The following is a 23,022-nucleotide window of genomic DNA, read 5'->3' as shown; positions in this document are numbered from 1 at the left end:
GTCAGCCCGCCCCGTTACCTGTGGTATCGGTGGTGGTAATAATTGTTGTGTTCAGGCTGATATTTCGCATTTTGTCTGTCTGTCTCATTAAATACTCTGTCCCCTCTATTGGTTAAAGCAATCGCTATCCCAAGTCAAATTATTTCTTGTTTTTGCTTATTTATTGCCCAACCCAGCAACTGGGCAATGCGACAGTCGAAAAGCCAAATAGCAGGATAAAAAGACAGACAGACGGCAGTTTTGCAGTGGATCACACTGCCTAATTAGCCATGTTTACGGGTATCACTTTGTCAGTTTTTTTTCGATGTCATGCAGCAAAGTATGCAACATTGCCGTATCGCGCTGCTGCAAAGTACCGAGCCGCTGGTGCAGCCAATCGCGCAATTTTTGATCGTCACCCACCCCCAATGCCCCCAGCAAACCATCGGCACGCTGACGCAGTGCTTTAAGCTGGCCCTCATTAGCCACTGGTTCCTGCGGTGCGCTAACCTTCATCAGTTCCGACAATTGATAGCAATACACCATCACCGCCTGGCCGAGATTCAACGAAGGGTAATCTGCCTGCATCGGCACACCGGTCAGCAAATCGGCCAACTCCAGCTCTTCATTGGTCAGGCCGGAATCTTCACGGCCAAACACCAACGCTGCCTGCCCCACCCACTGACTGCGCTCACTCAACTGACCCAACAGTTGCTGCGGCGTACAGTAATAATGGAAACGCGCGCGGCTGCGGGCAGTGGTAGCAACGGTGAAATCCACGTCCGCCAGCGCCTGCTCGAGAGTGGCGAAAGTCTGCACGCCGTCGAGGATATCTCCCGCCCCATGAGCCACCCAACGAGCCGCCGGTTGCAGGTGCGCTTCGCTGTCGACAATGCGCAACGAAGTGAAACCCATGGTTTTCATTGCCCGCGCCGCAGCGCCGACGTTTTCCGGCCGCGCCGGAGCCACTAAAACAATATGAAGCTGCATCAATACTCCACTAAACGACAGATCGCGTATTTTTGACTGTTTGGGATAGTCTGATTATATTTACATCTACGCAACAATAATCCCGAAATTGAGGGTAGACAGGGCTAAATAGGTTATTGCCCCGATAAATTGCTCGTAATACATATTATTGCTACTTATGTTTTACTGTGCTTATTAATCAAAGTGTTAAAAGAAGCTTTTTATCAATAAGTCAATAATTCTACCTCATTAGGCACCGCAATGCTGAATCGTACACAGAATTTAGGCTTCTGTGACTTAAGCTGGCATTTCTGTAAGTGTTTTTCACAAAACTGTTAACGTGCTACAATTGAATTTGATATATGTCAACAAACCTTAGTTTTGTTGGGTGATGAATTCGGTGCGCACTGTTATATTGCTGTTAATACGGTTAGGATATGCACCGTTTTGGCACCTTTGGGGATGTAAGGAATAGCGCCCCAACCAAGCTAGCGATCTTGTTGACATGGGATGGAAAGTGCATCAAGAACGAGTTTACGTACTTTAGTCGTTTGGTAGAAGGGAACGTGAGCGCTAATCTCTGCCCTCCGCTATGAAAACAAAGACTTCTGTACTTCCTATTTTCTATTTTGTTGGCAATTTTAGGTAGCATATATGCAGACCCCGCACATTCTGATTGTCGAAGACGAGTTAGTCACTCGTAACACCCTGAAGAGCATTTTCGAGGCGGAAGGCTACGTTGTTCATGAAGCCAATGATGGTGCAGAGATGCACAACATCCTGTCTGAAAATGATATCAATCTGGTTATCATGGACATCAATCTGCCAGGCAAAAATGGCCTGCTGCTGGCGCGTGAATTGCGCGAACAGGCCAGCGTTGCGCTGATGTTCCTGACCGGCCGTGATAACGAAGTTGACAAGATCCTCGGCCTGGAAATCGGCGCCGATGATTACATCACCAAGCCATTTAATCCGCGTGAATTGACCATTCGCGCGCGTAACCTGCTGTCACGCACCATGAACTTGGGCAGCGTCGGCGAAGAACGTCGCCTGGTTGAAAGCTATAAGTTCAACGGTTGGGAGCTGGACATCAACAGCCGCTCACTGATCAGCCCCGCTGGCGAGCAATACAAACTGCCACGCAGTGAATTCCGCGCCATGCTGCACTTCTGCGAAAACCCGGGCAAGATCCAATCCCGTGGCGAACTGCTCAAGAAGATGACCGGCCGTGAGCTGAAGCCGCATGACCGCACCGTGGACGTGACCATCCGTCGCATCCGCAAGCACTTCGAATCAACGCCGGACACGCCGGAAATCATCGCTACTATTCACGGTGAAGGTTACCGTTTCTGCGGCGATCTGGAAGAGTAAGCCCTCCTCCCGCGTTAAAATATTTGGGGTTCCGCAGAACCCCAAATCTTATTTTGCCTCACCCCAGGGGATGATCGGCACTGCACTCAGCGCATTCTTCGGTGAACCATCCACCACGCGGTCTGAATAGCTAAGATAAATCAATGCATTACGTTTAGCATCGTAGAAACGCACCACCTGCAGTTTCTTGAACACCAGCGACGTTCGCTTCTGGAACACGACCGTCCCTTCCGCCTTACCATTTTTGATTTTATCAGTCAGCTCAATCGGCCCAACCTGCTGGCAAGAAATGGCAGCATCCGCAGTATCTTCCGCTAATCCCAACCCACCTTTGATGCCACCGGTTTTTGCCCGGCTGATATAACAAGTTACATTTTTAACATCAGGATCGTCGAACGCTTCCACCACAATTTTATGGTCCGGACCAAAGAGTTTAAATACCGTATCAACCGACCCAACCTGTTCTGCCTGCGCACTATTTACCGTTGCGCAAACTAAACAAAACAAAAATAACCATCCTTTTTTCATTCACTTAACTCCAATAGGCTAAATCCTAAAAATGGGTTCCGGCAATCAATATTGTTTATGTTTTAGGTCACAGAAAAAGGATCTTTCTGGTCCGCACCGGTCTTTTTAGCACAGAGCGTGAAAAAAATCTTTGAGAGTCTCGGAGGAAAAAAATTGCTATTATGCGGCGTCGTTATATCTTTGCGCCCGTTTAAGGTGTGCCCCTATCCAACCCTTGCTCAACAGTGGCAAGCGGAAAGAGTGCTACGCAAAATGGCTCATGGATTGGTCTGATAGCGCAAGCACCAGCGTAATGAATAAACAGTTCGGGTTCCTACCCTAAAGCTCTACGAGGAAGATCTATGGATCAAGCCGGTATTATTCGTGATCTGCTTAGCTGGCTGGAAAGCCATTTGGACCAACCTTTGTCACTGGACAATGTGGCGGCCAAAGCAGGTTACTCTAAATGGCATTTACAACGGATGTTTAAAGATATTACCGGTAACGCCATCGGGGCTTATATCCGGGCAAGGAGATTATCCAAGGCTGCGGTAGCGCTGCGTTTAACCAGCCGACCTATTCTGGATATAGCCTTACAGTATCGCTTCGACTCGCAGCAGACATTTACCCGCGCATTTAAAAAACAGTTTGCGCAAACACCGGCACTGTATCGCCGTGCAGAAGACTGGAACTCATTCGGCATTTGTCCGCCAATCCGCCTGGGCGCCTTTACTCTGCCGCAACCCGAGTTTGTCACGATGCCGGAACAGCACTTGATTGGCCTGACGCAGAGCTATTCCTGTACGCTGGAGCAAATTTCCAACTATCGTACCGAGCTGCGTTCACAGTTCTGGCGCCAGTATCTGGGCGAAGCAGAGTCGCTGCCGCCGGTGTTATACGGGCTGCACCATTCACGTCCGAGTCAGGAAAAGGATGACGAGCAGGAAGTGCTGTACACCACGGCGCTGGAACCGCATCACGTACCGGCGAAAATTCAGGCCGGACAGCCGCTGGTGTTGCAAGGTGGCGAGTATGCGATGTTCAGCTATGAAGGCCCGGCTTCTGGCCTGCAGGACTTTATTCTGACCGTTTATGGCACCTGCCTGCCGGCACTCAAACTCACGCGCCGTAAAGGGCACGATATTGAGCGCTTTTATCCCAAGGGTGACCGTCGGCCACCCCAACCGCCAACCGAGATCAACTGCGACTATTTGATCCCGATCCGCCGTTAACGCTGCAGTTCATCCAGCGCGGGCGTGTCCAGATGCGTGACATCGCCCGCCGTTTCGACGATCCAGCCAGAAGCCAACCAGGGACTCTGCTGATGATCGACTCGCGACAGTGAACAGTTGCGTAAACGCAGGCGGCGCTCGGCATAGGCCGGTAGCCCGAGCACGGTACTGATCAGACAGCCTAAAGCGATACCATGGCTGACAATCAGCGGTTTGCTGCCCTCAGGCAACATCAGGCAACTTTCCAATGCCTCGCGCATCCGGTCGCCCAACTCGCTCATTGACTCACCTTGAGGGATACGGCCATCGGCAGTACCATCGACCATCTGCTTGCGCCACTGTTCTTCCTGCGGCGTCAGACTGTCGATTAAGCGCTCTTCCAGCACCCCCATATGCAACTCACGCAAACGCGGGTCGTTTATCACCTCGCAACCGCAAGCCTCCGCGATGATTTGCGCAGTGCGACGGGTACGCCCCAGATCGCTGGTAATCACGTGTGTGATGCCTTGTTTGCTGACGCGCTGGGCAACCAGGCGAGCCTGATGTTCACCGTTGGCGGTTAACGGGCTGTCCGACTGACCCTGGATGCGGCGAGCCGCATTCCACTCCGTTTCGCCGTGGCGAACGAGGTATACCTGTAACATTTTGCTTTTCCGTTATACTGCGTGAAACCTGAGTTTATCGTCGTCAGATGCCGCTTGCGCAAACGCCTGACGTAGTGAATAGGCTCTTAGCTTAAGGATGCCAAACCCGTTATGTATCATGTTGTCGCTGCAACTACCAACCCGGCAAAGATCAAGGCTATTCAACTGGCCTTTGAGGACACTTTTGGCCAGGACCAATGCCGCATTGAATCGGTCGACGTCGCCAGTGGCGTTTCACTGCAACCCATAGGTAATCACGAAACCCGCACCGGTGCACGCCAGCGTGTTATGGAAGCGCGGCAGGTACGCCCTGAGGCCGACTTTTGGGTCGGCGTGGAGGCTGGAATCGAAGAGAATATGACTTTCGCCTGGATGACGGTGGAAAACCCGCAGACCCGTGGCGAATCGCGCTCAGCCAGCCTGATGCTGCCGGAGACGATTTTACAGGGAATTCGCGCCGGCCGCGAATTGGGCAGTGAAATGGCAACCATCACCGGCAATGCCGAAGTGAAACGCCAGGGTGGCGCTATTGGCATCTTTACCGATGGGCGATTGAGCCGCACCAGCGTTTACCATCAGGCTCTGCTGCTGGCGCTGGTGCCTTTCCACAACCCTATCTACCAGAACCATAACAACGCGGCACAGAAATAACCTTCGGTGGGCGCGGCGCTACTGCGCATCGCCCAGCAACTGCTGTTCCAGCCACTGTTTCAGCGCAGGCGTCGCTGCCTTCAAGCTGTTTGAACCGCGAGTGATGGTGGCAATCCCCGCCCCCAGTTCATTCTTCAGCTCACGTTGGCTCATCTCACCGCGCATCAATTCCTGGATAATCCGTACCCTTGTGCCTAAAGCCGTACGTTCGTCCGGCGTCAGCAGCAGTTGCATCAGTGGTTGATGCAGATCCTGGGCAAACGAATTCTGCAGCAGCGCAACAAAGCGCAGCCAATCCTCATTACCTTGTTCTGAAAGAGCCGGGTCGTTAAGCGATAATTGCGTCATGGCAAGCCACCATACTATTTAACTAGTACAGCAGCATACCATAGCGACGTCAAAATCAATAACGCCTCTGCCACTCGGCGTCGGTCAGCACTTTAGCCGGCCGATGCATGAGATAGCGATAAAATGCGTCGTATGCCAACACGTTCTTCACGTAAGAACGGGTTTCCGAGAACGGGATGCTTTCGACAAATGCCACGGCATCAACCCGCCCTTCACTGTTACCCAACCAGGTATTCACCCGAGATGGACCGGCATTGTAAGCCGCCGATGACAGGATCCGGTTGCGACCAAACTGCTGGTAAACATACTCCAGATAACTGGTGCCGATGGTAATATTGACACGCGGATCAAGCAGTTGGCTGGGGCTTGAGTAACCGGGAATATTGTACATCTGCACGGTATGCTGCGCGGTACGTGGCATCACCTGCATCAGGCCGCTGGCCCCTACCGGTGACTGTGCTTTCGGGTTCCAGGCGCTCTCCTGACGGGCAATCGCCATGGCATAACTCGGCGTTATCCCCTTGTCATCGGTCGCGGCGCGGAACTCTTGCGGCCAGGCCACCGGGAAACGTTCCTCAAGGTGGTCCCACATTTTGCCGACAATAGTTGCCTGCACGCTGAGATCGGCCCATTTCTGCTCGAAGGCATAACGCGCCAGCGCTTCCTGTTCCGGGCGGCTGCGACTGGCCACGAAGGAAGTCCACTCGCTGCGCGCCAGGTTATCCATATTCCAGTACATTAACTCGCGCACCCGGGCAATTTCCGGGCCATCCACCAATGAAGCGCGGGGTTTTGCCGCTACCGCCACCATCACCGGGTAAGGCGTATTCAGTTTCTGTGCCGCCACCATCGGGTAGAAGCCACGTTCGGTCATCAGCCGACGCAGGATCTCTTCCCCTTCGCTGCGTTTGCCTTCGTCCAGTAACATGCTCGCACGCCAATAGCGCCATTCATCTTTATTGCGTGACTCGGTCGGCAGACGCGCCAGCCAGGTCGCCACCCCCTGGTGATCGCCGGCCCCCAGCGCCATACGCACGCGGCGCTCCAGCAGTGCCGGTGACTGGCTACGCAGGATCACCTTGTCGCGCCACTGGGTCTGTTCAAAGGTCGCATCGCTGCCCATCAGGCGCCATGCCACCGCTTCCTCCAGCCCCAGCCGCTCGCTGTCGCTCATTTTCTGCAGCCGGACGAGGGTTGGGATCATCGCACGGGCGTTTTCCGCATCCTGACGCGCCAGGCGTTCGAAGGCGATACCGGTCGCTGCGCGGGTAAAGTCGGTCGGCCCCACGCTGCGGGCAAAGGACTCAACCGTCGCAGGATCGTTTTGCAGGCGCACCAGGGCATCACCCATGGTCTGATAATCTGACGGCAATTGGCGATAGAGGCTATTCACCAGGCCACTGTTGCCCTCTTTCAACGCCAGTTTCATACGCTCCAGAATAGCCGTTGGCGTTTGTTTACCGGCCCCTTGCCAGACGCTGAACAACTTATCACAGGCTCCCGGCAGCGATTTACCGCTCATCCAGATGTCGTCGACACCGCTCCAGGCCGCGGTCTGATCGCCAGTGGCCCATTTGGCATAGTAGTAATTGCAACGCGCAGCAATGGGTTTCGGCGCCTGCGGGCTGAAGGCCAGCAGAGTACGCCAGTCTTCACGCCGCGCCAGTTCATTAACAAAACGTGGAGCCAGCGATTTGGCCGGTGGCAGCGTCGGATGCTGCTTGATAAAGTCATTCACCTCAGAGAATCCGACCTGGCTGAGATCTTGCGTCAGCTCACGGTATTCCAGATAAGGGTAAAGCGGGTAATCACGCAGCGTCGGCATCAGTTGCGCCACCACGTCCATCTGTTTGCTGTCCCACGCCTGCTTGATCTGCAGGTAGCGCTGACGCTGAGCGTCCAGGGAATCCGCCAATGCGGCGCTTGAAAATGCCGTCAGGCATAGGCCCACAGCCAAAAACCGCCACTTGTCTACCTTGACCATACTGACTCTTTCCTCGCTAATGCTGATGGTGTTGCCAGAGCCGCTTCAGCCCGTTGCCGCGCTACGTCAGCAGCCAACGGATCGGTGAACCCGGCTCTCCGAGTATTTCGCGCTCTGTCGTGGAATAACGTCTATCCGGCACGCCAGAGCAAAAGGGGGACGCTGAGCAACCCGCTCAGCCGTCTATCATAGACAGCAGGATCGCCTATCCATTCACTACTGTAGAAGAAGTTTATCGTCACGATGGGCTTCAGGTAAAAAAGGTTTACCCTCGCTGACAAATTAATTAAAGCTGGCGGCAATTTTTGCCGTTTTAATCATTTCATCCTGGGCTAACGCTAAAAACCGGTCGGACCCGCGATTATTAATCCCCACCGCCAATATAAAACCAAGCCATTTGAAATTATTAGCCGTCGCAGGATTTCGCACTCAAAACGAGGGGCAGAAAAGTTGCGCAAACCGCCAGAACCCAGGCCTGGCGCGCCAACTTTGCAGAAAACGCCTGGCAAACCCCGGTGGTCGTTTTTATACTATTAAAAAAGGCTAAGATAATTCCGAGAAAATGGCACATAAAGCGCGCAACAGGGATATCTTATAATACAATCCGCGCCAATTATGGGTTAGATAGTGTTCATCAGGCAGTGCGATTGACAGTTTTCAGCAAGACAATTATCCCTTCGACCGGGTCAGGCTTCTCATCGTTATGTTGCCGCAACAGTACTGCGGACGTGGGCAGGAATAGCAGATGAAGATGGCAAAAAATGCCGCGTTGTTAGTGACCTGCGCAAAAAACTCATTCATGAGTTTCCTTTGCGCACGTCTGGACAACGGCCGTCTGTTATCGCTGTTTCTACTCGCTCTGTTGGCATTTCCCGGTTTGGCCCACCCCGAGACTGGCGATTCATATAAAAATCGTACCCATGCCGTCACCACTGTGGTGGTCGGCATCATCAGCTATGCCCGCTGGCCGAGTGGACCCAACCCTATCCGACTGTGCGTGACGGCGCCGACACAGTATGCCGAAGGACTGTTCGATCCCATCCTGCTTAGCGCGCCCAGGCCAATAAAAGCCGAGCGCATCGCTTTCGACAGCCCATTGCTGAGCACCGGCTGTGACGTGATTTATTTAGGCAATATCAATGCCGGGCAGAAACAGAATTTCATCCAGCGCATTAACGGTCATTCGATTCTCAGCATCAGCGAGAACGATGCGGAGTGTTCTGCCGGCAACGCATTTTGTCTGCAGTTCGAAGGGGACGAGGCCAGCTTTAAAGTGAACCTAGATGCACTGGCACGCAGCGGCGTACGCGTTCACCCCAACGTGCTGCAACTGGCACGCAAACCGGTGCCGCCGCTATGAAGTGGTTGCGCAAGAACCGATCGGGTCAGTCACGCCCGACACTGGGCCGGGTGCTGCAACGGGTGCATCTTGGGCTGGCGCTGATTGCCGTCGGCACCGCCGGGATTTTCCTGACGCTGGTCGCGCTGTTTGCGCTGCGCGCTTATGCCAACCATAACCTGCACCTGATTGCACGCTCCATCAGCTATACCGTCGAAGCTGCCGTGGTGTTTGAAGACCGCACCGCCGCAAGTGAGGCGCTGGTATTGATCGCCTCCAAAGAGGAGGTATCGGAAGCCAGAATTCTGAACAACAGCGGCAAAGTGCTCGCCACCTGGCGTCACCCCGAAGATGGCCCGCTGCACGGTATGGAACAAATCGTGGCCCGCTGGGCGCTGCCGGAACCGGTGATCCTGCCGATTACTCATGAAGGCAAAGAGGTCGGCAAAGTTTGGCTGCTGGGCCACGGCGGCAGCCTGCTGCGCTTTCTGTTGCGCGGCATGATCGGCATGATCGCCTGCCTGGTGCTCAGTACCCTGTGTGCGCTGGTGCTTTCCCGCCGCATGCTGGTGGGCATTGTCCGTTCTCTGGATGACATCGCCAATGTCGCGCATGCGGTACGTCGCGATCGCGCCTTTGGCCTGCGGGTGCCGTCGGCGCCGATTGCCGAACTGCATGAGCTGAGCAGCGACTTTAATGGCCTGCTCGACGAGCTGGAAGCCTGGCAGGCACACCTGAAACAGGAAAATGACTCACTGACTCACCGGGCCACCCACGACAGCCTGACCGGCTTGCCGAACCGCGCCTTCTTTGAGGGCCGTCTGAGCCGTGCGCTGGGGGACATTAAACCCAGCGAAAAACTGGCGGTGCTGTTTATCGACGGTGACCGTTTCAAGGAAGTTAACGACAGTTACGGCCATGCCGCAGGCGATGTGGTGTTGACTACCATTGCCGGGCGCATTCGCGCGCAGCTGCGTGAAAGCGATCTGGTGGCACGTTTGGGAGGTGATGAATTCGCCGTATTGTTGGCACCGGTCCACACTACGGAAGATGTCCTGCAGATTGCCGATAACATTATCGACTGCATGACCCAACCGGTGATTTTACCGAACGATGAGGCGGTGATTTCCTCTCTGAGTATCGGTATTGCACTTTACCCCGAGCATGCGGTAACGCCTCAGGGGCTCTTGCACGAAGCTGACGATGCGATGTACCAGGCAAAGCATCGTTATAACGGAGGCTGGCGGCTGGCAATACAAAAATAAGGCCCCGGCTAAAAAATAAAACTAGGGATTTTGATTATGATACAGCAAACACTAAAAAACCGTTTTTCACTGCTGGCGATGATGTTTATCGCCCTGCTGGCCCTCACCGGCTGCCAGAGCAAACCTCAGGGCCTGACGCCCGAGCAAATTGCCCTGTTGCAGTCGCAAGGGTTCAAGCTGACCGATAACGGCTGGGAATTTGGCCTGTCCGACAAAGTGCTGTTTGGCAATAACATCGGCAAGCTGAACCCGGAAAGTACTGACACGGTACAGAAAATGGGCCGCGCATTGATGAGCGTCGGTATCACTCAGTTCCGTCTGGATGGTCATACGGATAATTACGGTGAAGACAGCTATAACGATCAGCTCTCTCTGCGTCGCGCCAATGCTGTGGCGGATCTGCTCGCCAGCGTAGGCATTCCACGTGCCAACATCGAAACCCGCGGCATGGGTAAACGCGATCCGGTGGCCGATAACCGCACCTCCAGCGGCCGGGCGGAAAACCGCCGCGTCGCGATAGTCGTCACCCCTTAAGTGACCAATATGCGCCTTCACCGGCGCATAAAAGGTTATACTTAGCGATCGCTGTGTGATGTCTGGGATCCGCTGTCGAAACGGGCTACACTCCGCAGCCAGACATCCTATAAAAACTGATATAGAGAGGCAGAGGCACCGTGGCTCAATACGTCTATACCATGCATCGCGTCGGCAAAGTGGTTCCGCCGAAGCGTCACATCCTGAAAAACATCTCGCTGAGCTTCTTCCCTGGCGCCAAAATTGGTGTGCTGGGTCTGAACGGCTCGGGTAAATCCACTCTGTTGCGCATCATGGCCGGCATCGATACCGATATCGAAGGTGAAGCTCGCCCACAACAAGGGATTAAGATCGGTTACCTGCCGCAGGAACCGCAGCTGAACCTCGAACATACCGTCCGTGAGTCGGTCGAAGAAGCGCTGGCAGAAGTGGTCGGTGCGCTGAAACGCCTTGATGAAGTGTACGCACTGTACGCCGAAGAAGGTGCTGATTTCGACAAGCTGGCCGCTGAGCAGGGCCGCCTGGAAGAGATCATTCAGGCCCATGATGGCCACAACCTGAACACCCAGCTGGAGCGTGCCGCCGATGCGCTGCGCCTGCCGCAGTGGGACGCGAAAATCGCCAACCTTTCCGGTGGTGAACGTCGCCGTGTCGCCCTGTGCCGCCTGCTGCTGGAAAAACCGGACATGCTGCTGCTGGACGAACCGACCAACCACCTGGATGCCGAATCCGTGGCCTGGCTGGAACGCTTCCTGCATGACTTCGAAGGCACCGTAGTGGCCATTACCCACGACCGTTACTTCCTCGACAACGTGGCCGGCTGGATCCTCGAGCTGGACCGTGGCGAAGGTATCCCATGGGAAGGCAACTACTCTTCCTGGCTGGAGCAAAAAGACGCTCGTCTGGCGCAGGAAGCCTCTTCCGAAGCCGCACGTCGCAAATCCATCGAGAAAGAGCTGGAGTGGGTTCGTCAGGGCGCCAAAGGCCGTCAGTCCAAAGGCAAGGCCCGTTTGGCTCGCTTTGAAGAGCTCAACAGCACCGAATACCAAAAGCGTAACGAAACCAACGAACTGTTTATCCCACCTGGCGCACGCCTGGGCGATAAAGTGGTTGAAGTCAGTAACCTGCGCAAGTCTTACGGCGACCGCGTGCTGATTGATGACCTGACCTTTGCAGTACCGAAAGGCGCGATTGTTGGCATTATCGGCCCGAACGGCGCCGGTAAGTCTACGCTGTTCCGCATGATGTCCGGCCAGGAAAAACCTGATTCCGGCAGCATCGTGTTGGGTGACACCGTCAAACTGGCCTCGGTCGATCAGTTCCGCGACAGCATGGATAATTCCAAAACCGTTTGGGAAGAAGTTTCCGGCGGCCAGGACATCATGCGTATCGGCAACACCGAAATGCCAAGCCGTGCCTATGTCGGCCGCTTCAACTTCAAGGGTGTCGATCAGGGCAAACGCGTCGGCGAATTGTCCGGTGGTGAGCGTGGCCGTCTGCATCTGGCCAAGCTGCTGCAGGTTGGCGGCAACGTATTGCTGCTCGATGAACCGACCAACGACCTGGATATCGAAACCCTGCGAGCGCTGGAAAACGCCCTGTTGGAATTCCCAGGCTGTGCGATGGTCATCTCGCACGACCGTTGGTTCCTTGACCGCATCGCCACCCACATTCTGGATTATCAGGATGAAGGCAATGTGGAATTCTTCGAAGGTAACTTTACCGAATACGAAGAGTACAAGAAACGGACGCTGGGCGCCGAAGCGCTTGAGCCACACCGTATCAAGTACAAGCGAATCGCCAAGTAATCCCGGAAAGCGCCGCATGCGGCGCTTGAGTTTGATGACTGAGTTGTCTTTGAAACCGAGATACTCGGGCCTAGCGCACCGAGGGGCGCTCCGGCGGGCAAGCCGCTACGACCCCTTCGGCACGCTCTCCCTAATAACGGGCTTTGTCAGTAGTCTGAAGCGCCGCCTGCGGCGCTTTTTTTATTCCCACGCCAGCTCGCGGGCATAATCGTCAAACACCGGGTGTTGCAATACCACGTCGATAAAACAGGCCAGCGCCGGTGAATTCAGCTTGCGGCTTGGATAAACCAGATACAGCTCATTGCCTTCCGCCTGCCATTCCGGCAATACCTCCACCAATTGCTTCTGCGCCACCACCTCACGGCTGAGAAAGGCCGGTAGCATGGTGATACCCGCACCGGCAATCGCACATTCACGCGCGTACAGCAGATTATCGGTAACATGCCGCATCGGCAGCTGCCAACGAAAATACTCGTCGCCCCGACGCAGACTCCAGACCGGCCAGGAGCTGTGTGCAATACAGCGGTGCTGCTGCAACTGTTGCGGATCGACAATCTGCGGGGACTGCGCCAGATAGGCCGGCGACGCCAGCAAATAACGCGGCGCATGCCCCAAACGTCGGCCAATCAGCGAAGAGTCCTGCGGTTTGCCGGTCCGCAGTGCGGCATCGAACCCCTCCTGCACCATATCTACCATGGCATCAGATACCGACACCTCCAGCGAGACATCCGGATATTGCCGCTGGAAATCCGCCGCCAGCCGCGCCAGCAAGGTCGCCCCCAACCCGGCGGGGGTCGAGATGCGCAACCGCCCACTGGGGTTATCACGCAGCCGTTGCAGCGCCAGGTCGGCCCGTTCGGCGGCGGACAGCATTTCCTGACAGTGTTCCAGATAGCGTTCACCGGCAAAGGTCAGATTGAGCTGACGGGTGGTGCGGTTCAACAGCCGCAGGCCCAGCGTCTGTTCCAACTGACTAATGCGCTGGCTGACGCTGGACTTTGGCAAGGCAGCCCGTTTGGCAGCGGCGGTATAGCTGCCACATTCAGCCACCAGCGCAAACAACTCCATATCCTGAAGCTGTTTAAACCTCATTGTTCACCTCAAACGAACACTCAGTTAGTTATTGTCCATCTTATCATCAACTGCCAACAGGTCTACACTGAGGGTATTCATTCGAAAGGAGCACAGTCATGTCGATTAAAGCCATTGCCGTAGACCCGAAAAACCCCGCCAACTTCATTGCAATCAGCCCGGAAAAACCCACCCCAGGCCAGTACGATTTATTGGTTGAAGTCAAAGCGGTGTCGGTCAACCCGGTGGATACCAAGGTCCATGCCGGCCTGCAAAAAAGTGGCCTGCAACAGCCCCGTATTCTCGGTTGGGATGCCAGCGGTATCGTGGTCGAAGTGGGCAGCAGCGTCAGCGGTTTCAAACCCGGTGATGAAGTCTGGTACGCCGGTGATATCACCCGCCCAGGCAGCAACACTACCCATCAGTTGATTGACTCACGTATTACCGCCCATAAGCCGCAAAGTCTGAACTGGGCTGAAGCCGCCGCCATGCCGCTGACCGCTCTGACCGCCTGGGAAGCGCTGTTCGAGCACCTGAAGATTCAGGACGCCGCCCCCGGTAAAACCCTGTTGATTATCGGCGGTGCCGGTGGCGTAGGTTCGCTGGCGATCCCGTTTGCCGCGCAGCGCAGTCAGGTGAAGGTGATTGCGACTGCATCACGCCCCGAGTCGGCGGCCTGGTGCCGGGAACGCGGTGCCGATCTGGTGGTGGACTACCGCGATCTGAAAGCGAATCTGGCGCAGCAGGGCATTGAGAATGTGGATTATATTCTCTGCCTGAACGACACCGACGGGCACTGGAAAGCGATTTCCGATCTGATTGCGCCAATGGGCCATATCTGTACCATCGTCGAAAATGCACAGCCGTTGGACCAAAATGCGCTGAAGTTGAAAAGTGCCGCTTTGCATTGGGAGTTGATGTTTACTCGCAGCATGTTCACCACGCCGGACATCGCCCAACAGGGTGAGATCCTCAAGCAAGTGGCGCAAATGCTGGATGAAGGAAAACTGAGTACCACCCTGAGCGAAACCTTGCAGGGGTTGACGGTCGACACCCTGACCGCCGCGCATAAAAAACTGCTCGACGGGCATATGCAGGGCAAACTGGTGATTGTTTACTGATGGCAGACGGGGCGCAGCACGCTGCGCCCCGATGGCTTATACCGCCGCAACACCGAGCAGCCGACTGGCATCGGCCGCCAGCAGTTGTTTTACCAGCTCGACGCAGCGCAGGAAGCGTTCGTCATAGTCGCTGGACTCCACGTGTACATACTCGATGTTATTGGCCCGCAGCATCTCTTCCAACAAATGCTGGAACACTTTGCGATCCTTGGGGTTACCCAGGCTGCGCAGGCCATCCGCCACCCAGGGGGTGTTGTTTTCCAGCAGGATCACCAGATCAAACCGGTACTCGTCGATCAGCGCCTGCACAAAGGGGTGCTCGCGCCCTTCGTACTTTTTACAAAAGGCCTGAGTGGTGACGAAGTCGGTGTCGATAAAGGCCACTTTGTTGGCGTACTTCACCGCAAAGTCGACGTACTGCGCCTGCCCAAGAGCAATCTTGTCGTAGTCGGAATACTGCAGCGCCATCTCATCCCCACCGAGGTGCGAGAACACATAGTCGCGGCCATATTCCCAGGCACTGGTGGTGTTAAAGATGTTTGCCAGCTTGTTCACCAGCGTCGATTTGCCGCTCGATTCACCGCCGAGGATCGCCACGGTACGAACAAAGAACGGCTTCACTTCGGTCGGAATATAATCCCAATAAAGGAACGGATCCTGACGGATCTGGCGGCCGCTGATATTCATAAATGAACGCTCGGGATCAATCAGAACGGTTTCAATCCCCAGATGTTCACGGTAGCGCGGGGCATCCTGCGCTTCGCTGGAATAGATAAAGCTCGGCACAATGGCTTTCTGTTCCAGAAAAGCCTTCACCCCATCGCTCCAGACGTTCCAGCCATGCGGATAGGGTTCAATGCCCTGTTCGTCGAAGGAATGAATATGGATGTTTTTCTGGTATTTGAAGGTTTGCAGCAGCCAGCGCAGACGATCGCTGACCGTCGGCTGTTGCGACATTGAACTGTTTTCGAACAGCTCCCGGTCGCGGGGTTCGTCGTGACACAGGATCACGTGCAGCTCATCTACCTGGCTGCAGGCGCGCTGGATCAGGTAAATGTGGCCGGTGTGCAAAGGGTAAAATTTACCAAACACCACGCCGACCTTTTTCTCACGCCGTGGAAACTCCAGGCCAAGGTAACGGTGCAGCGCCTCCAGTTTCTGGGCGCTCGGACTTTTGATTTTGTCGTTCAGTAACTGGCTGAGATAGCCTTTGGTCATGCCACTGGCATCCGCCACCTGCTGCAGAGTGCAGCTCTTCTGCTTAATCGACGCCTTCAGGTAATCGAATTGCCGCATAGCCCCTCCGTTTAATATGCTAAACAAAATAGCATAATCTGCACACCGCGTGGCAATTAATAAAACTGTTCCAGCACGTCCAATGCGTCCGCCAGTTTCTTCACGCCGAACACCTGCATATTGGCCGGTGGCTTCTTGGGTACGTTGGCATGTGGCACGATGGCCCGCTTGAAACCGTGTTTCGCCGCTTCGGAAATACGTTCCTGGCCGCTCGGCACCGGACGGATCTCCCCCGCCAGCCCCACTTCGCCAAACACCACCAAATCGTTTGGCAGCGGACGATCGCGCAGGCTGGACACCAGCGACATCAGCAACGCCAGATCGGCGCTGGTTTCACTGACTTTCACCCCGCCAACCACGTTAACAAACACGTCCTGATCCGACATCTGCAACCCGCCGTGGCGATGCAGCACCGCCAGCAGGATCGCCAACCGGTTTTGTTCCAGACCCACGGCCACCCGACGCGGATTGGACATCATCGAATGATCCACCAGCGCCTGAATTTCCACCAGCAACGGCCGCGTGCCTTCCCACACCACCATCACCGAACTGCCGGAGGTGACCTCATCGCCACGGCTGAGGAAAATGGCCGATGGGTTGCTGACTTCACGCAGGCCCTGCTCTGTCATGGCGAAAACGCCCAATTCATTCACCGCACCAAAGCGGTTTTTGTGGCTGCGCAGGGTACGAAAACGCGAATCGGCGTCGCCGTCCAGCAGCACCGAGCAGTCAATACAGTGTTCCAAAACCTTCGGCCCGGCCAGAGAGCCGTCTTTGGTGACATGTCCCACCATCACAATCGCCACACCGCGCGTCTTGGCGAAGCGCGTCAGGTAGGCGGCGGTTTCACGCACCTGCGCTACGCTGCCCGGCGAAGACTGAATGTCCGCCATGTGCATCACCTGGATGGAGTCAATCACCATCAGTTTCGGCTGTTCCTGCTCGGCAATCAGGCAGATCTGCTCGATACTGGTTTCCGACAGCATATTCAGGCCGCCAGTCGGTAAGCCAAGACGGTGGGCGCGCATCGCGACCTGCTGCAATGATTCTTCACCGGTGACGTACAGGGTTTTCATCTGTTCGGAAAGTTTGCACAGCACCTGCAACAGCAGCGTACTCTTGCCGGCGCCAGGGTTGCCGCCGATCAGGATCGCACTGCCCGGCACCACCCCGCCCCCCAGCACCCGGTCAAACTCAAGGAAACCGGTGGAGAAACGCGGCAGCTCATCCAGACTGATGTCCGACAGTTTTTGCACCTTGCTGATGCCGGCATCGCCGGCGTAGCCGCTCAGGCGCTCATTGCGAGAAGAGGAAGACACCGCAGCCAGACGCACTTCTGTAATGCTGTTCCAGGCGTGGCAAGCGCTGCACTGCCCCTGCCAGCGCGGATAATCGGCCCCGCACTCATTACATACAAACGCCCGTTTTGCTGCTTTTGCCACGTATTACCTCTGTTTTTACCACATTGCCGCTGTCTAGCATTATCGCCGGATCAGGGTCAACTTTAGCGAACTTCGTGTTTCAGGCTGCCGGTCAGTACACACAGCACGCCAATCAGGTCAGCATGGCGAATCGACACCTGCGCCTTCTCATAGACTTTCGGTTTGGCGTGATAGGCAATGCCCAACCCGGCAACCTGCATCATTTTTAAATCGTTGGCACCGTCGCCGATGGCCACGGTTTGCTGCGGCGGAATACCCAGTTTTTCCGCCAGTGCGACCAACGTATCGGCTTTAAACTGCGCATCGACTATCGGTCCCAGCACTTCACCGGTCAGTTTGCCGTCGCGAATTTCCAGCTCATTAGCCGCCACCGCCACCAATTTTAGTTTATCGCGCAGGTACTCGGCATAATAGGTGAAACCGCCGGAAGCGATCGCCACGTGCCAGTCCATCGCCTGCAGCTTGCGCACCAGGTTGACCAGCCCAGGCATCAGTGGCAACTCATCGCGCACCTGCTTGAGGATATTGGCATCGGCGCCTTTCAGCGTGCCGACGCGTTGGCGCAGGCTGGCGGTAAAATCCAGTTCACCCCGCATCGCACGTTCGGTGACTTCAGACACTTGCTCACCGACGCCTGCCAGTTTGGCGATCTCGTCGATGCATTCAATTTCTATCGCCGTAGAGTCCATATCCATCACCAGCAGCCCGGGGGTACGCAAATGAGGAATTTTGCCTAGAGGAGCCACATCCAGCCCGCTCTCCGCCGCCAACAGCTTGGCGCGTGCCGTCAGGGTGCCAGCCAGACGCACCACCTGATAGTCCTCGACGCACCAGGCGGTAACAATCACCATCGCCGCACCCAGCTTGCGCTGGAAATCGGTAATGCGCGTTTTGTTCAGTTCTCTGCCATATAATAGCCAACCGGTATGACCCGCCCGATAATCCAGCGGCATCACTTCGTCACCGCTCAGCGAAAGGGGAAGACCCGGCCATTGAGAGATCTCTGCCGGGAGATCGCAATAGGTCAGACTATTCGACATCCTTAACTCCTGAAAAAACACTGCATGATAAAACGACGCATCAAGCTATCCTATCGCCATTGCTTCTGGCAACATAAAGTGTCCAAGATGCCCAAGGAACCTGCATGGCTCGCGCTAAACTGAAATTTCGCCTGCACCGCACCGCTATTATCCTGATTTGCCTGGCTTTGCTGGTACTGTTGATGCAGGGCGCGTCCTATTTTAGCCTGAGTCACCAACTGGCGCGATCCGAACAGGTGGAAGAACTGGCGCAAACGCTGACCAAACAGGTGGCCTCCAGCCTGGCACCGCTGATGGACGACGACAGCGACGTCGATAACCAGCGCATCGACGCCATCCTTAAACAGCTCACCGGGGGCAGCCGCATTCTGGACGCCAGCGTCTATCAGCTCGACGGCACGTTGGTTTCCCACGCCGGTGAACAGATAAGTATACGCGATCGTTTGTCGCTCGACGGTAAACGCGCCGGCAGCTACTTCAATCATCAACTGGTCGAGTCCATTCAGGGCAAAGACGGCCCAATCGGCTTTATCCGCATCACGCTGGACACCCACGTACTGGCGACCGAATCCAAACAGGTGGATAACACCACCAACCTACTGCGCCTGATGATCCTGCTGGCTCTGGCCATCGGCATTATTCTGGCGCGTACGCTACTGCAACACCGCCGCAGCCGCTGGCAGCAATCGCCGTACCTGCTGACCGCCAATACGCCATTGGAAGAAGGTAACACGGTAGAAAATGACGATGACGACGCGCGGCCGGATGCGAATAAAGAAGAAGAGAAGAAAATCTGATGACCGCATGCTGGTGAATGGATAATGACGCGATTGAATATCAATCAATTAACTGAATCAAAAAGAAAAACCAGCTTTTCCTTTGCTTAAATGAATAGATTTATGAATAGATTGCTACAGGGGCGCAGCAAGGTGCTGCGCCCGCTGGATATTACTCTTTGTCGCCCAGCAGTACAGATTCCAGCGCGATAACGATCATTTCGTTAAAGGTGGTCTGACGTTCTGCCGCGGTGGTCGCTTCGTGACGCAGGATGTGGTCAGAAACGGTACAAATGGTCAGTGCCTTACAGCCAAACTCTTCGTACAGCTCCGCCGCCACACCGTAGATACCGGCCGCTTCCATTTCCACACCCAGGATGCCGTACTTCTTCATCACCTGGAACATGTCCGGATCCGGCGTGTAGAACAGGTCAGCGGAGAAGATGTTGCCTACGCGCGCCGGGATACCCTGCACTGCCGCTGCGTCTACTGCGTTACGCACCATGTCAAAGTCGGCGATTGCCGCGTAGTCATGATCCTTGAAACGCATGCGGTTCACTTTGGAATCGGTGCAGGCACCCATGCCGATCACCACATCACGCAGTTTAACGTCGTCACGCACCGCGCCGCAGGAACCCACACGGATGATTTTCTTCACGCCGAATTCGGCAATCAGTTCACGCGCATAAATGGAGCAGGACGGGATACCCATACCGTGACCCATTACGGAGATTTTGCGGCCTTTGTAGGTCCCGGTGAAGCCCAGCATGCCACGCACGTTGTTCACTTCCACCGCGCCTTCCAGGAAAGTTTCCGCGATGTATTTTGCACGCAGCGGATCGCCCGGCATCAGTACTACGTCAGCGAAATCACCCATTTCAGCATTAATATGCGGCGTAGCCATAATTGTCTTCCTTTAAATCGTCGTCATGAATAAAAAAATACGCCGGGCAACCGCCCGGCACTAACAAAGTCTTAGAACATCGATTTGCCGTAATCCATCGGCGACACGCCAAAGTAGCTGGCAACGGTCTGGCCGATGTCGGCGAAAGTTTCACGGTGGCCCAGCGAGCCAGGCTTCACTTTCGGGCCGTAAACCAGGACCGGGATGTGTTCACGGGTGTGGTCGGTGCCCGGCCAGGTCGGGTCACAGCCGTGGTCAGCGGTGAAGATAATGATGTCTTCATCTTTAACCAGTTTCAGCAGCTCCGGCAGGCGACGGTCGAACAGCTCCAGCGCGGCGGCATAGCCAGCAACGTCACGGCGGTGGCCGTAAGAGGAGTCAAAATCAACGAAGTTGGTGAACACAATGGTGTTGTCGCCGGCTTTTTCCATTTCGATCAGGGTGGCGTCGAACAGCGCATCGATACCGGTCGCCTTGACCTTTTTGGTGATACCCACGTTAGCGTAGATATCGGCGATTTTACCGATAGACACCACTTCGCCGCCCTTCTCGTCCACCAGTTTTTTCAGCACGGTTGGCGCCGGTGGCTCTACTGCCAGGTCATGGCGGTTACCGGTACGCTGGAAGTTGCCCGGCTTGTCGCCCAGGAACGGACGCGCGATCACGCGGCCAATGTTATAACCGCCTTCGGTCAGTTCTTCACGGGCGATTTCACACAGCTCATACAGACGGTCCAGGCCGAAGGTCTCTTCGTGACAGGCGATCTGGAAGACCGAGTCGGCAGAGGTGTAGAAAATCGGTTTGCCGGTTTTCATGTGCTCTTCGCCCAACTGGTCGAGGATCACGGTGCCGGAAGAGTGGCAGTTGCCGAGGTAACCCGGCAGATTGGCGCGCTCAACCAGCTTGTCCAGCAGCTCCTGCGGGAAGCTGTTGTGCTCATCGCTGAAATAGCCCCAGTCGAACAATACCGGCACGCCGGCAATTTCCCAGTGGCCTGAAGGCGTATCCTTACCGGAAGAGAGTTCGCTGGCGTGAGCATAGGCGCCAATGATATCCGCATTGCGGTCCAGCCCCTGCGGGAAGGTACCGGTGGATTCTTCCGCCGCTTTGCCCAGGCCCAGACGGCTCAGGTTAGGCAGGGTCAACGGGCCCTGACGGCCCACGTTGGCTTCACCGCGAGCACAAACCTCGGCAATGTGGCCCAGAGTATCGGAACCCTGATCGCCAAATTTCGCCGCATCTTCGCTTGCGCCAATACCGAATGAGTCTAATACCATAATAAATGTGCGTTTCATCATGCTCTCCTGCGTGTTCTCACGCTGTGGGCGACAGCGAAAACGCCGCTGCCACTCCTGATTCGTTAATTATTCAGTGATACGCTTATAAACGACTGGCGTCACTTCCGGCGCTTTGTCACTCAGCACCATCGCACTGCGCACCTCTTCGGCCGCCTGCTGCCAGCTTTCTTCGTCGTTAGCGTGGATCACCGCCAGCGGCTGCTGGGTATCGACTTTATCGCCCAGACGGGCCATGCCTGTCAGGCCGACGCTGTAGTCGATATTGTCGGTCGCGCGACGACGGCCGCCGCCCAGCGATACCACCGCCATGCCCAGCGCACGGGTATCCATCGCACTGATGATACCCTGTTTTTCGGCGTAAACCGGTTTACTCAGGGTGGCCGCCGGCAGGTAGCTGTCGTAGCGCTCGACGAAATCGGTCGGGCCCTGTTGCGCCGCCACCATGCGGCCAAACACTTCCGCCGCTTTACCATTGTCCAGCACCGCCTGCAGTTTGGCACGCGCATCGGCGTCATCTTTCGCCAGGCCGCCGGAAAGCAGCATTTCCACGCACAGTGCCATGGTCACTTCCAGCAGGCGCGGGTTACGGTATTCACCGGTCAGGAAGCGTACCGCTTCGCGAACTTCGACCGCATTACCGGCGCTGGAAGCCAGCACTTGGTTCATGTCAGTCAGCAACGCGGTGGTTTTGCAGCCTGCGCCGTTAGCCACGCCCACAATCGCCTGTGCCAGATCGGCCGACAATGCGTAGGTTGGCATAAAGGCACCGGAACCGACTTTAACATCCATCACCAACGCATCCAGCCCTTCCGCCAGCTTCTTCGCCAGAATTGAGGCGGTGATCAGCGGGATAGAATCCACCGTGGCGGTAATATCACGGGTCGCGTAGAAGCGCTTGTCCGCCGGTGCCAGCGAGCTGGTCTGGCCGATAATCGCCACGCCCACGTCCTGAATAATCTTACGGAAGGCATTGTCGTCCGGGAAAATATTAAAACCCGGGATCGCTTCCAGCTTGTCCAGCGTACCGCCGGTATGCCCCAGGCCACGGCCGGAGATCATCGGCACGTAGCCGCCACAGGCCGCCACCATTGGGCCGAGCATCAGCGAAGTCACGTCGCCCACGCCACCGGTAGAATGCTTGTCGACCAGCGGACCGTTCAGCGACAGGCTTTTCCAGTCCAGCACGGTGCCGGAATCACGCATCGCCATGGTGAGCGCCACGCGCTCCGGCATGGTCATATCGTGGAAGTAAATGGTCATCGCCAGCGCCGCGATCTGCCCTTCAGAAACCACATTGTCACGGATCCCATTGATGAAAAAGCGGATTTCCGCTTCGCTCAACGGCTGACCGTCACGTTTTTTACGAATAATTTCTTGTGCCAGGAACAAGGCATCCCCCTGTTTTAGCTAATGTAGAGTGCAGGCAGACGCCATATCGCGCCT

The 23,022-nt window shown here is 55.6% G+C and carries 22 protein-coding genes and 1 other annotated feature (1 of these 23 running past the window's edge); of the genes, 9 read left to right on the top strand and 13 right to left on the bottom strand.

Annotated elements, in window-relative coordinates:
• Positions 1 to 63 (bottom strand) — a sequence feature (Thr leader region) (it extends 56 nt beyond the left edge of the window).
• Together thrL and M2406_RS12050 are read right to left on the bottom strand one after the other, a co-directional pair.
• On the bottom strand, positions 2 to 70 hold the full coding sequence (gene thrL, locus M2406_RS12055) for a thr operon leader peptide (RefSeq protein ID WP_071998276.1): 69 nt from the start codon (positions 68 to 70) through the stop codon (positions 2 to 4). Its footprint overlaps the feature before it by 62 nt.
• A 212-nt stretch (positions 71 to 282) precedes the next feature.
• Positions 283 to 969, bottom strand: a complete 687-nt coding sequence (locus M2406_RS12050) for a tRNA/rRNA methyltransferase (protein ID WP_012005134.1) — start codon at positions 967 to 969, stop codon at positions 283 to 285.
• Positions 970 to 1,602: 633 nt separating this feature from the next.
• Between M2406_RS12050 and arcA the strand changes: the two genes are divergently transcribed.
• Complete coding sequence (gene arcA, locus M2406_RS12045) at positions 1,603 to 2,319, top strand: two-component system response regulator ArcA (protein WP_004949989.1); 717 nt, start codon at positions 1,603 to 1,605, stop codon at positions 2,317 to 2,319.
• A 48-nt stretch (positions 2,320 to 2,367) separates the two neighbouring features.
• Here arcA and creA read toward each other — a convergent pair whose 3' ends face one another.
• Positions 2,368 to 2,847: a protein CreA gene (creA, locus tag M2406_RS12040; RefSeq protein ID WP_012005133.1), complete on the bottom strand. Its 480-nt coding sequence runs from the start codon at positions 2,845 to 2,847 to the stop codon at positions 2,368 to 2,370.
• Between the two features lie 341 nt (positions 2,848 to 3,188).
• Here creA and robA point away from each other — a divergent pair, with 341 nt between their 5' ends.
• Positions 3,189 to 4,058 carry an MDR efflux pump AcrAB transcriptional activator RobA gene (gene robA, locus M2406_RS12035; RefSeq protein WP_012005132.1) on the top strand — a complete coding sequence of 290 codons (870 nt, stop codon included), beginning with the start codon at positions 3,189 to 3,191 and terminating at the stop codon, positions 4,056 to 4,058.
• Here the strand turns inward: robA and gpmB are convergent.
• Positions 4,055 to 4,702 (bottom strand): 2,3-diphosphoglycerate-dependent phosphoglycerate mutase GpmB, encoded by a 648-nt coding sequence (gene gpmB, locus M2406_RS12030; protein ID WP_012005131.1) that lies wholly within the window; start codon positions 4,700 to 4,702, stop codon positions 4,055 to 4,057. The two genes, robA and gpmB, sit on opposite strands and share 4 nt — an antisense overlap.
• Positions 4,703 to 4,813: 111 nt before the next feature.
• Here gpmB and yjjX point away from each other — a divergent pair, with 111 nt between their 5' ends.
• A complete protein-coding gene (yjjX, locus tag M2406_RS12025) occupies positions 4,814 to 5,353 on the top strand; it encodes an inosine/xanthosine triphosphatase (protein WP_012005130.1) in 540 nt (179 codons plus the stop codon).
• A gap of 18 nt (positions 5,354 to 5,371) precedes the next feature.
• Here the strand turns inward: yjjX and trpR are convergent, their stop codons facing one another.
• Both trpR and sltY read right to left on the bottom strand, forming a co-directional pair.
• Positions 5,372 to 5,701: a trp operon repressor gene (gene trpR, locus M2406_RS12020; protein ID WP_012005129.1), complete on the bottom strand. Its 330-nt coding sequence runs from the start codon at positions 5,699 to 5,701 to the stop codon at positions 5,372 to 5,374.
• 55 nt (positions 5,702 to 5,756) lie between these two features.
• Positions 5,757 to 7,685 carry a murein transglycosylase gene (gene sltY, locus M2406_RS12015; protein ID WP_259190174.1) on the bottom strand — a complete coding sequence of 643 codons (1,929 nt, stop codon included), beginning with the start codon at positions 7,683 to 7,685 and terminating at the stop codon, positions 5,757 to 5,759.
• A 745-nt stretch (positions 7,686 to 8,430) separates the two neighbouring features.
• On the opposite strand from sltY, the gene M2406_RS12010 reads away from it, so the two are divergent.
• From M2406_RS12010 to ettA, 4 genes are all read left to right on the top strand, one after another.
• On the top strand, positions 8,431 to 9,045 hold the full coding sequence (locus M2406_RS12010; protein ID WP_218217276.1) for a YfiR family protein: 615 nt from the start codon (positions 8,431 to 8,433) through the stop codon (positions 9,043 to 9,045).
• Positions 9,042 to 10,289, top strand: coding sequence for a diguanylate cyclase domain-containing protein (locus M2406_RS12005; protein WP_012005126.1), 1,248 nt, complete (start codon positions 9,042 to 9,044; stop codon positions 10,287 to 10,289). Before M2406_RS12010 ends, M2406_RS12005 begins: the two co-directional genes overlap by 4 nt.
• 36 nt (positions 10,290 to 10,325) lie before the next feature.
• Positions 10,326 to 10,823, top strand: coding sequence for an OmpA family protein (locus M2406_RS12000; protein WP_012005125.1), 498 nt, complete (start codon positions 10,326 to 10,328; stop codon positions 10,821 to 10,823).
• Between the two features lie 140 nt (positions 10,824 to 10,963).
• Positions 10,964 to 12,631, top strand: a complete 1,668-nt coding sequence (ettA, locus tag M2406_RS11995) for an energy-dependent translational throttle protein EttA (protein ID WP_259190173.1) — start codon at positions 10,964 to 10,966, stop codon at positions 12,629 to 12,631.
• A 180-nt stretch (positions 12,632 to 12,811) separates the two neighbouring features.
• On the opposite strand, the gene M2406_RS11990 is transcribed toward ettA, so the two are convergent.
• Positions 12,812 to 13,723, bottom strand: a complete 912-nt coding sequence (locus tag M2406_RS11990) for a LysR family transcriptional regulator (protein ID WP_259190171.1) — start codon at positions 13,721 to 13,723, stop codon at positions 12,812 to 12,814.
• A 98-nt stretch (positions 13,724 to 13,821) separates the two neighbouring features.
• On the opposite strand from M2406_RS11990, the gene M2406_RS11985 reads away from it, so the two are divergent.
• Positions 13,822 to 14,823 (top strand): zinc-binding alcohol dehydrogenase family protein, encoded by a 1,002-nt coding sequence (locus tag M2406_RS11985; RefSeq protein WP_012005122.1) that lies wholly within the window; start codon positions 13,822 to 13,824, stop codon positions 14,821 to 14,823.
• A gap of 36 nt (positions 14,824 to 14,859) precedes the next feature.
• Here the strand turns inward: M2406_RS11985 and nadR are convergent, their stop codons facing one another.
• The 3 genes from nadR to serB all read right to left on the bottom strand — a co-directional run bounded on the left by nadR (position 14,860) and on the right by serB (position 18,601).
• The gene (gene nadR, locus M2406_RS11980; protein ID WP_012005121.1) at positions 14,860 to 16,119 is read right to left on the bottom strand and encodes a multifunctional transcriptional regulator/nicotinamide-nucleotide adenylyltransferase/ribosylnicotinamide kinase NadR; all 1,260 of its coding nucleotides are present in this window, start codon (positions 16,117 to 16,119) and stop codon (positions 14,860 to 14,862) included.
• Positions 16,120 to 16,175: 56 nt separating this feature from the next.
• The gene (radA, locus tag M2406_RS11975) at positions 16,176 to 17,561 is read right to left on the bottom strand and encodes a DNA repair protein RadA (protein ID WP_012005120.1); all 1,386 of its coding nucleotides are present in this window, start codon (positions 17,559 to 17,561) and stop codon (positions 16,176 to 16,178) included.
• 62 nt (positions 17,562 to 17,623) lie between these two features.
• Complete coding sequence (gene serB / locus M2406_RS11970) at positions 17,624 to 18,601, bottom strand: phosphoserine phosphatase (RefSeq protein ID WP_012005119.1); 978 nt, start codon at positions 18,599 to 18,601, stop codon at positions 17,624 to 17,626.
• A gap of 104 nt (positions 18,602 to 18,705) precedes the next feature.
• Here serB and M2406_RS11965 point away from each other — a divergent pair, with 104 nt between their 5' ends.
• A complete protein-coding gene (locus M2406_RS11965; protein WP_218217275.1) occupies positions 18,706 to 19,398 on the top strand; it encodes a YtjB family periplasmic protein in 693 nt (230 codons plus the stop codon).
• Positions 19,399 to 19,549: 151 nt separating this feature from the next.
• On the opposite strand, the gene deoD is transcribed toward M2406_RS11965, so the two are convergent.
• The 3 genes from deoD to deoA form a co-directional block, all read right to left on the bottom strand.
• Positions 19,550 to 20,281: a purine-nucleoside phosphorylase gene (gene deoD / locus M2406_RS11960; protein ID WP_259190169.1), complete on the bottom strand. Its 732-nt coding sequence runs from the start codon at positions 20,279 to 20,281 to the stop codon at positions 19,550 to 19,552.
• Positions 20,282 to 20,352: 71 nt separating this feature from the next.
• Positions 20,353 to 21,576 carry a phosphopentomutase gene (gene deoB, locus M2406_RS11955; RefSeq protein ID WP_012005115.1) on the bottom strand — a complete coding sequence of 408 codons (1,224 nt, stop codon included), beginning with the start codon at positions 21,574 to 21,576 and terminating at the stop codon, positions 20,353 to 20,355.
• Positions 21,577 to 21,645: 69 nt separating this feature from the next.
• Positions 21,646 to 22,968, bottom strand: coding sequence for a thymidine phosphorylase (gene deoA, locus M2406_RS11950; protein WP_012005114.1), 1,323 nt, complete (start codon positions 22,966 to 22,968; stop codon positions 21,646 to 21,648).
• Between the last annotated feature and the right edge of the window lie 54 nt (positions 22,969 to 23,022).

The sequence above is a fragment of the Serratia sp. BIGb0163 genome, from assembly GCF_024809935.1.
Lineage (GTDB): Bacteria > Pseudomonadota > Gammaproteobacteria > Enterobacterales > Enterobacteriaceae > Serratia > Serratia quinivorans.
This window is presented reverse-complemented; position numbering and strand designations above follow the sequence as displayed.

Bases quoted from the DNA above. Each gene is read 5' to 3' on its own strand.
- M2406_RS12010 (WP_218217276.1), top strand. From the start codon at position 8,431: ATGAAGATGGCAAAAAATGCCGCGTTGTTAGTGACCTGCGCAAAAAAC.
- arcA (WP_004949989.1), top strand. From the start codon at position 1,603: ATGCAGACCCCGCACATTCTGATTGTCGAAGACGAGTTAGTCACTCGT.
- trpR (WP_012005129.1), bottom strand. From the start codon at position 5,701: ATGACGCAATTATCGCTTAACGACCCGGCTCTTTCAGAACAAGGTAAT.
- sltY (WP_259190174.1), bottom strand. From the start codon at position 7,685: ATGGTCAAGGTAGACAAGTGGCGGTTTTTGGCTGTGGGCCTATGCCTG.
- M2406_RS11965 (WP_218217275.1), top strand. From the start codon at position 18,706: ATGGCTCGCGCTAAACTGAAATTTCGCCTGCACCGCACCGCTATTATC.
- creA (WP_012005133.1), bottom strand. From the start codon at position 2,847: ATGAAAAAAGGATGGTTATTTTTGTTTTGTTTAGTTTGCGCAACGGTA.
- M2406_RS11985 (WP_012005122.1), top strand. From the start codon at position 13,822: ATGTCGATTAAAGCCATTGCCGTAGACCCGAAAAACCCCGCCAACTTC.
- M2406_RS12005 (WP_012005126.1), top strand. From the start codon at position 9,042: ATGAAGTGGTTGCGCAAGAACCGATCGGGTCAGTCACGCCCGACACTG.
- deoD (WP_259190169.1), bottom strand. From the start codon at position 20,281: ATGGCTACGCCGCATATTAATGCTGAAATGGGTGATTTCGCTGACGTA.
- robA (WP_012005132.1), top strand. From the start codon at position 3,189: ATGGATCAAGCCGGTATTATTCGTGATCTGCTTAGCTGGCTGGAAAGC.
- M2406_RS12050 (WP_012005134.1), bottom strand. From the start codon at position 969: ATGCAGCTTCATATTGTTTTAGTGGCTCCGGCGCGGCCGGAAAACGTC.
- M2406_RS12000 (WP_012005125.1), top strand. From the start codon at position 10,326: ATGATACAGCAAACACTAAAAAACCGTTTTTCACTGCTGGCGATGATG.
- deoB (WP_012005115.1), bottom strand. From the start codon at position 21,576: ATGAAACGCACATTTATTATGGTATTAGACTCATTCGGTATTGGCGCA.
- serB (WP_012005119.1), bottom strand. From the start codon at position 18,601: ATGTCGAATAGTCTGACCTATTGCGATCTCCCGGCAGAGATCTCTCAA.
- yjjX (WP_012005130.1), top strand. From the start codon at position 4,814: ATGTATCATGTTGTCGCTGCAACTACCAACCCGGCAAAGATCAAGGCT.
- M2406_RS11990 (WP_259190171.1), bottom strand. From the start codon at position 13,723: ATGAGGTTTAAACAGCTTCAGGATATGGAGTTGTTTGCGCTGGTGGCT.
- gpmB (WP_012005131.1), bottom strand. From the start codon at position 4,702: ATGTTACAGGTATACCTCGTTCGCCACGGCGAAACGGAGTGGAATGCG.
- nadR (WP_012005121.1), bottom strand. From the start codon at position 16,119: ATGCGGCAATTCGATTACCTGAAGGCGTCGATTAAGCAGAAGAGCTGC.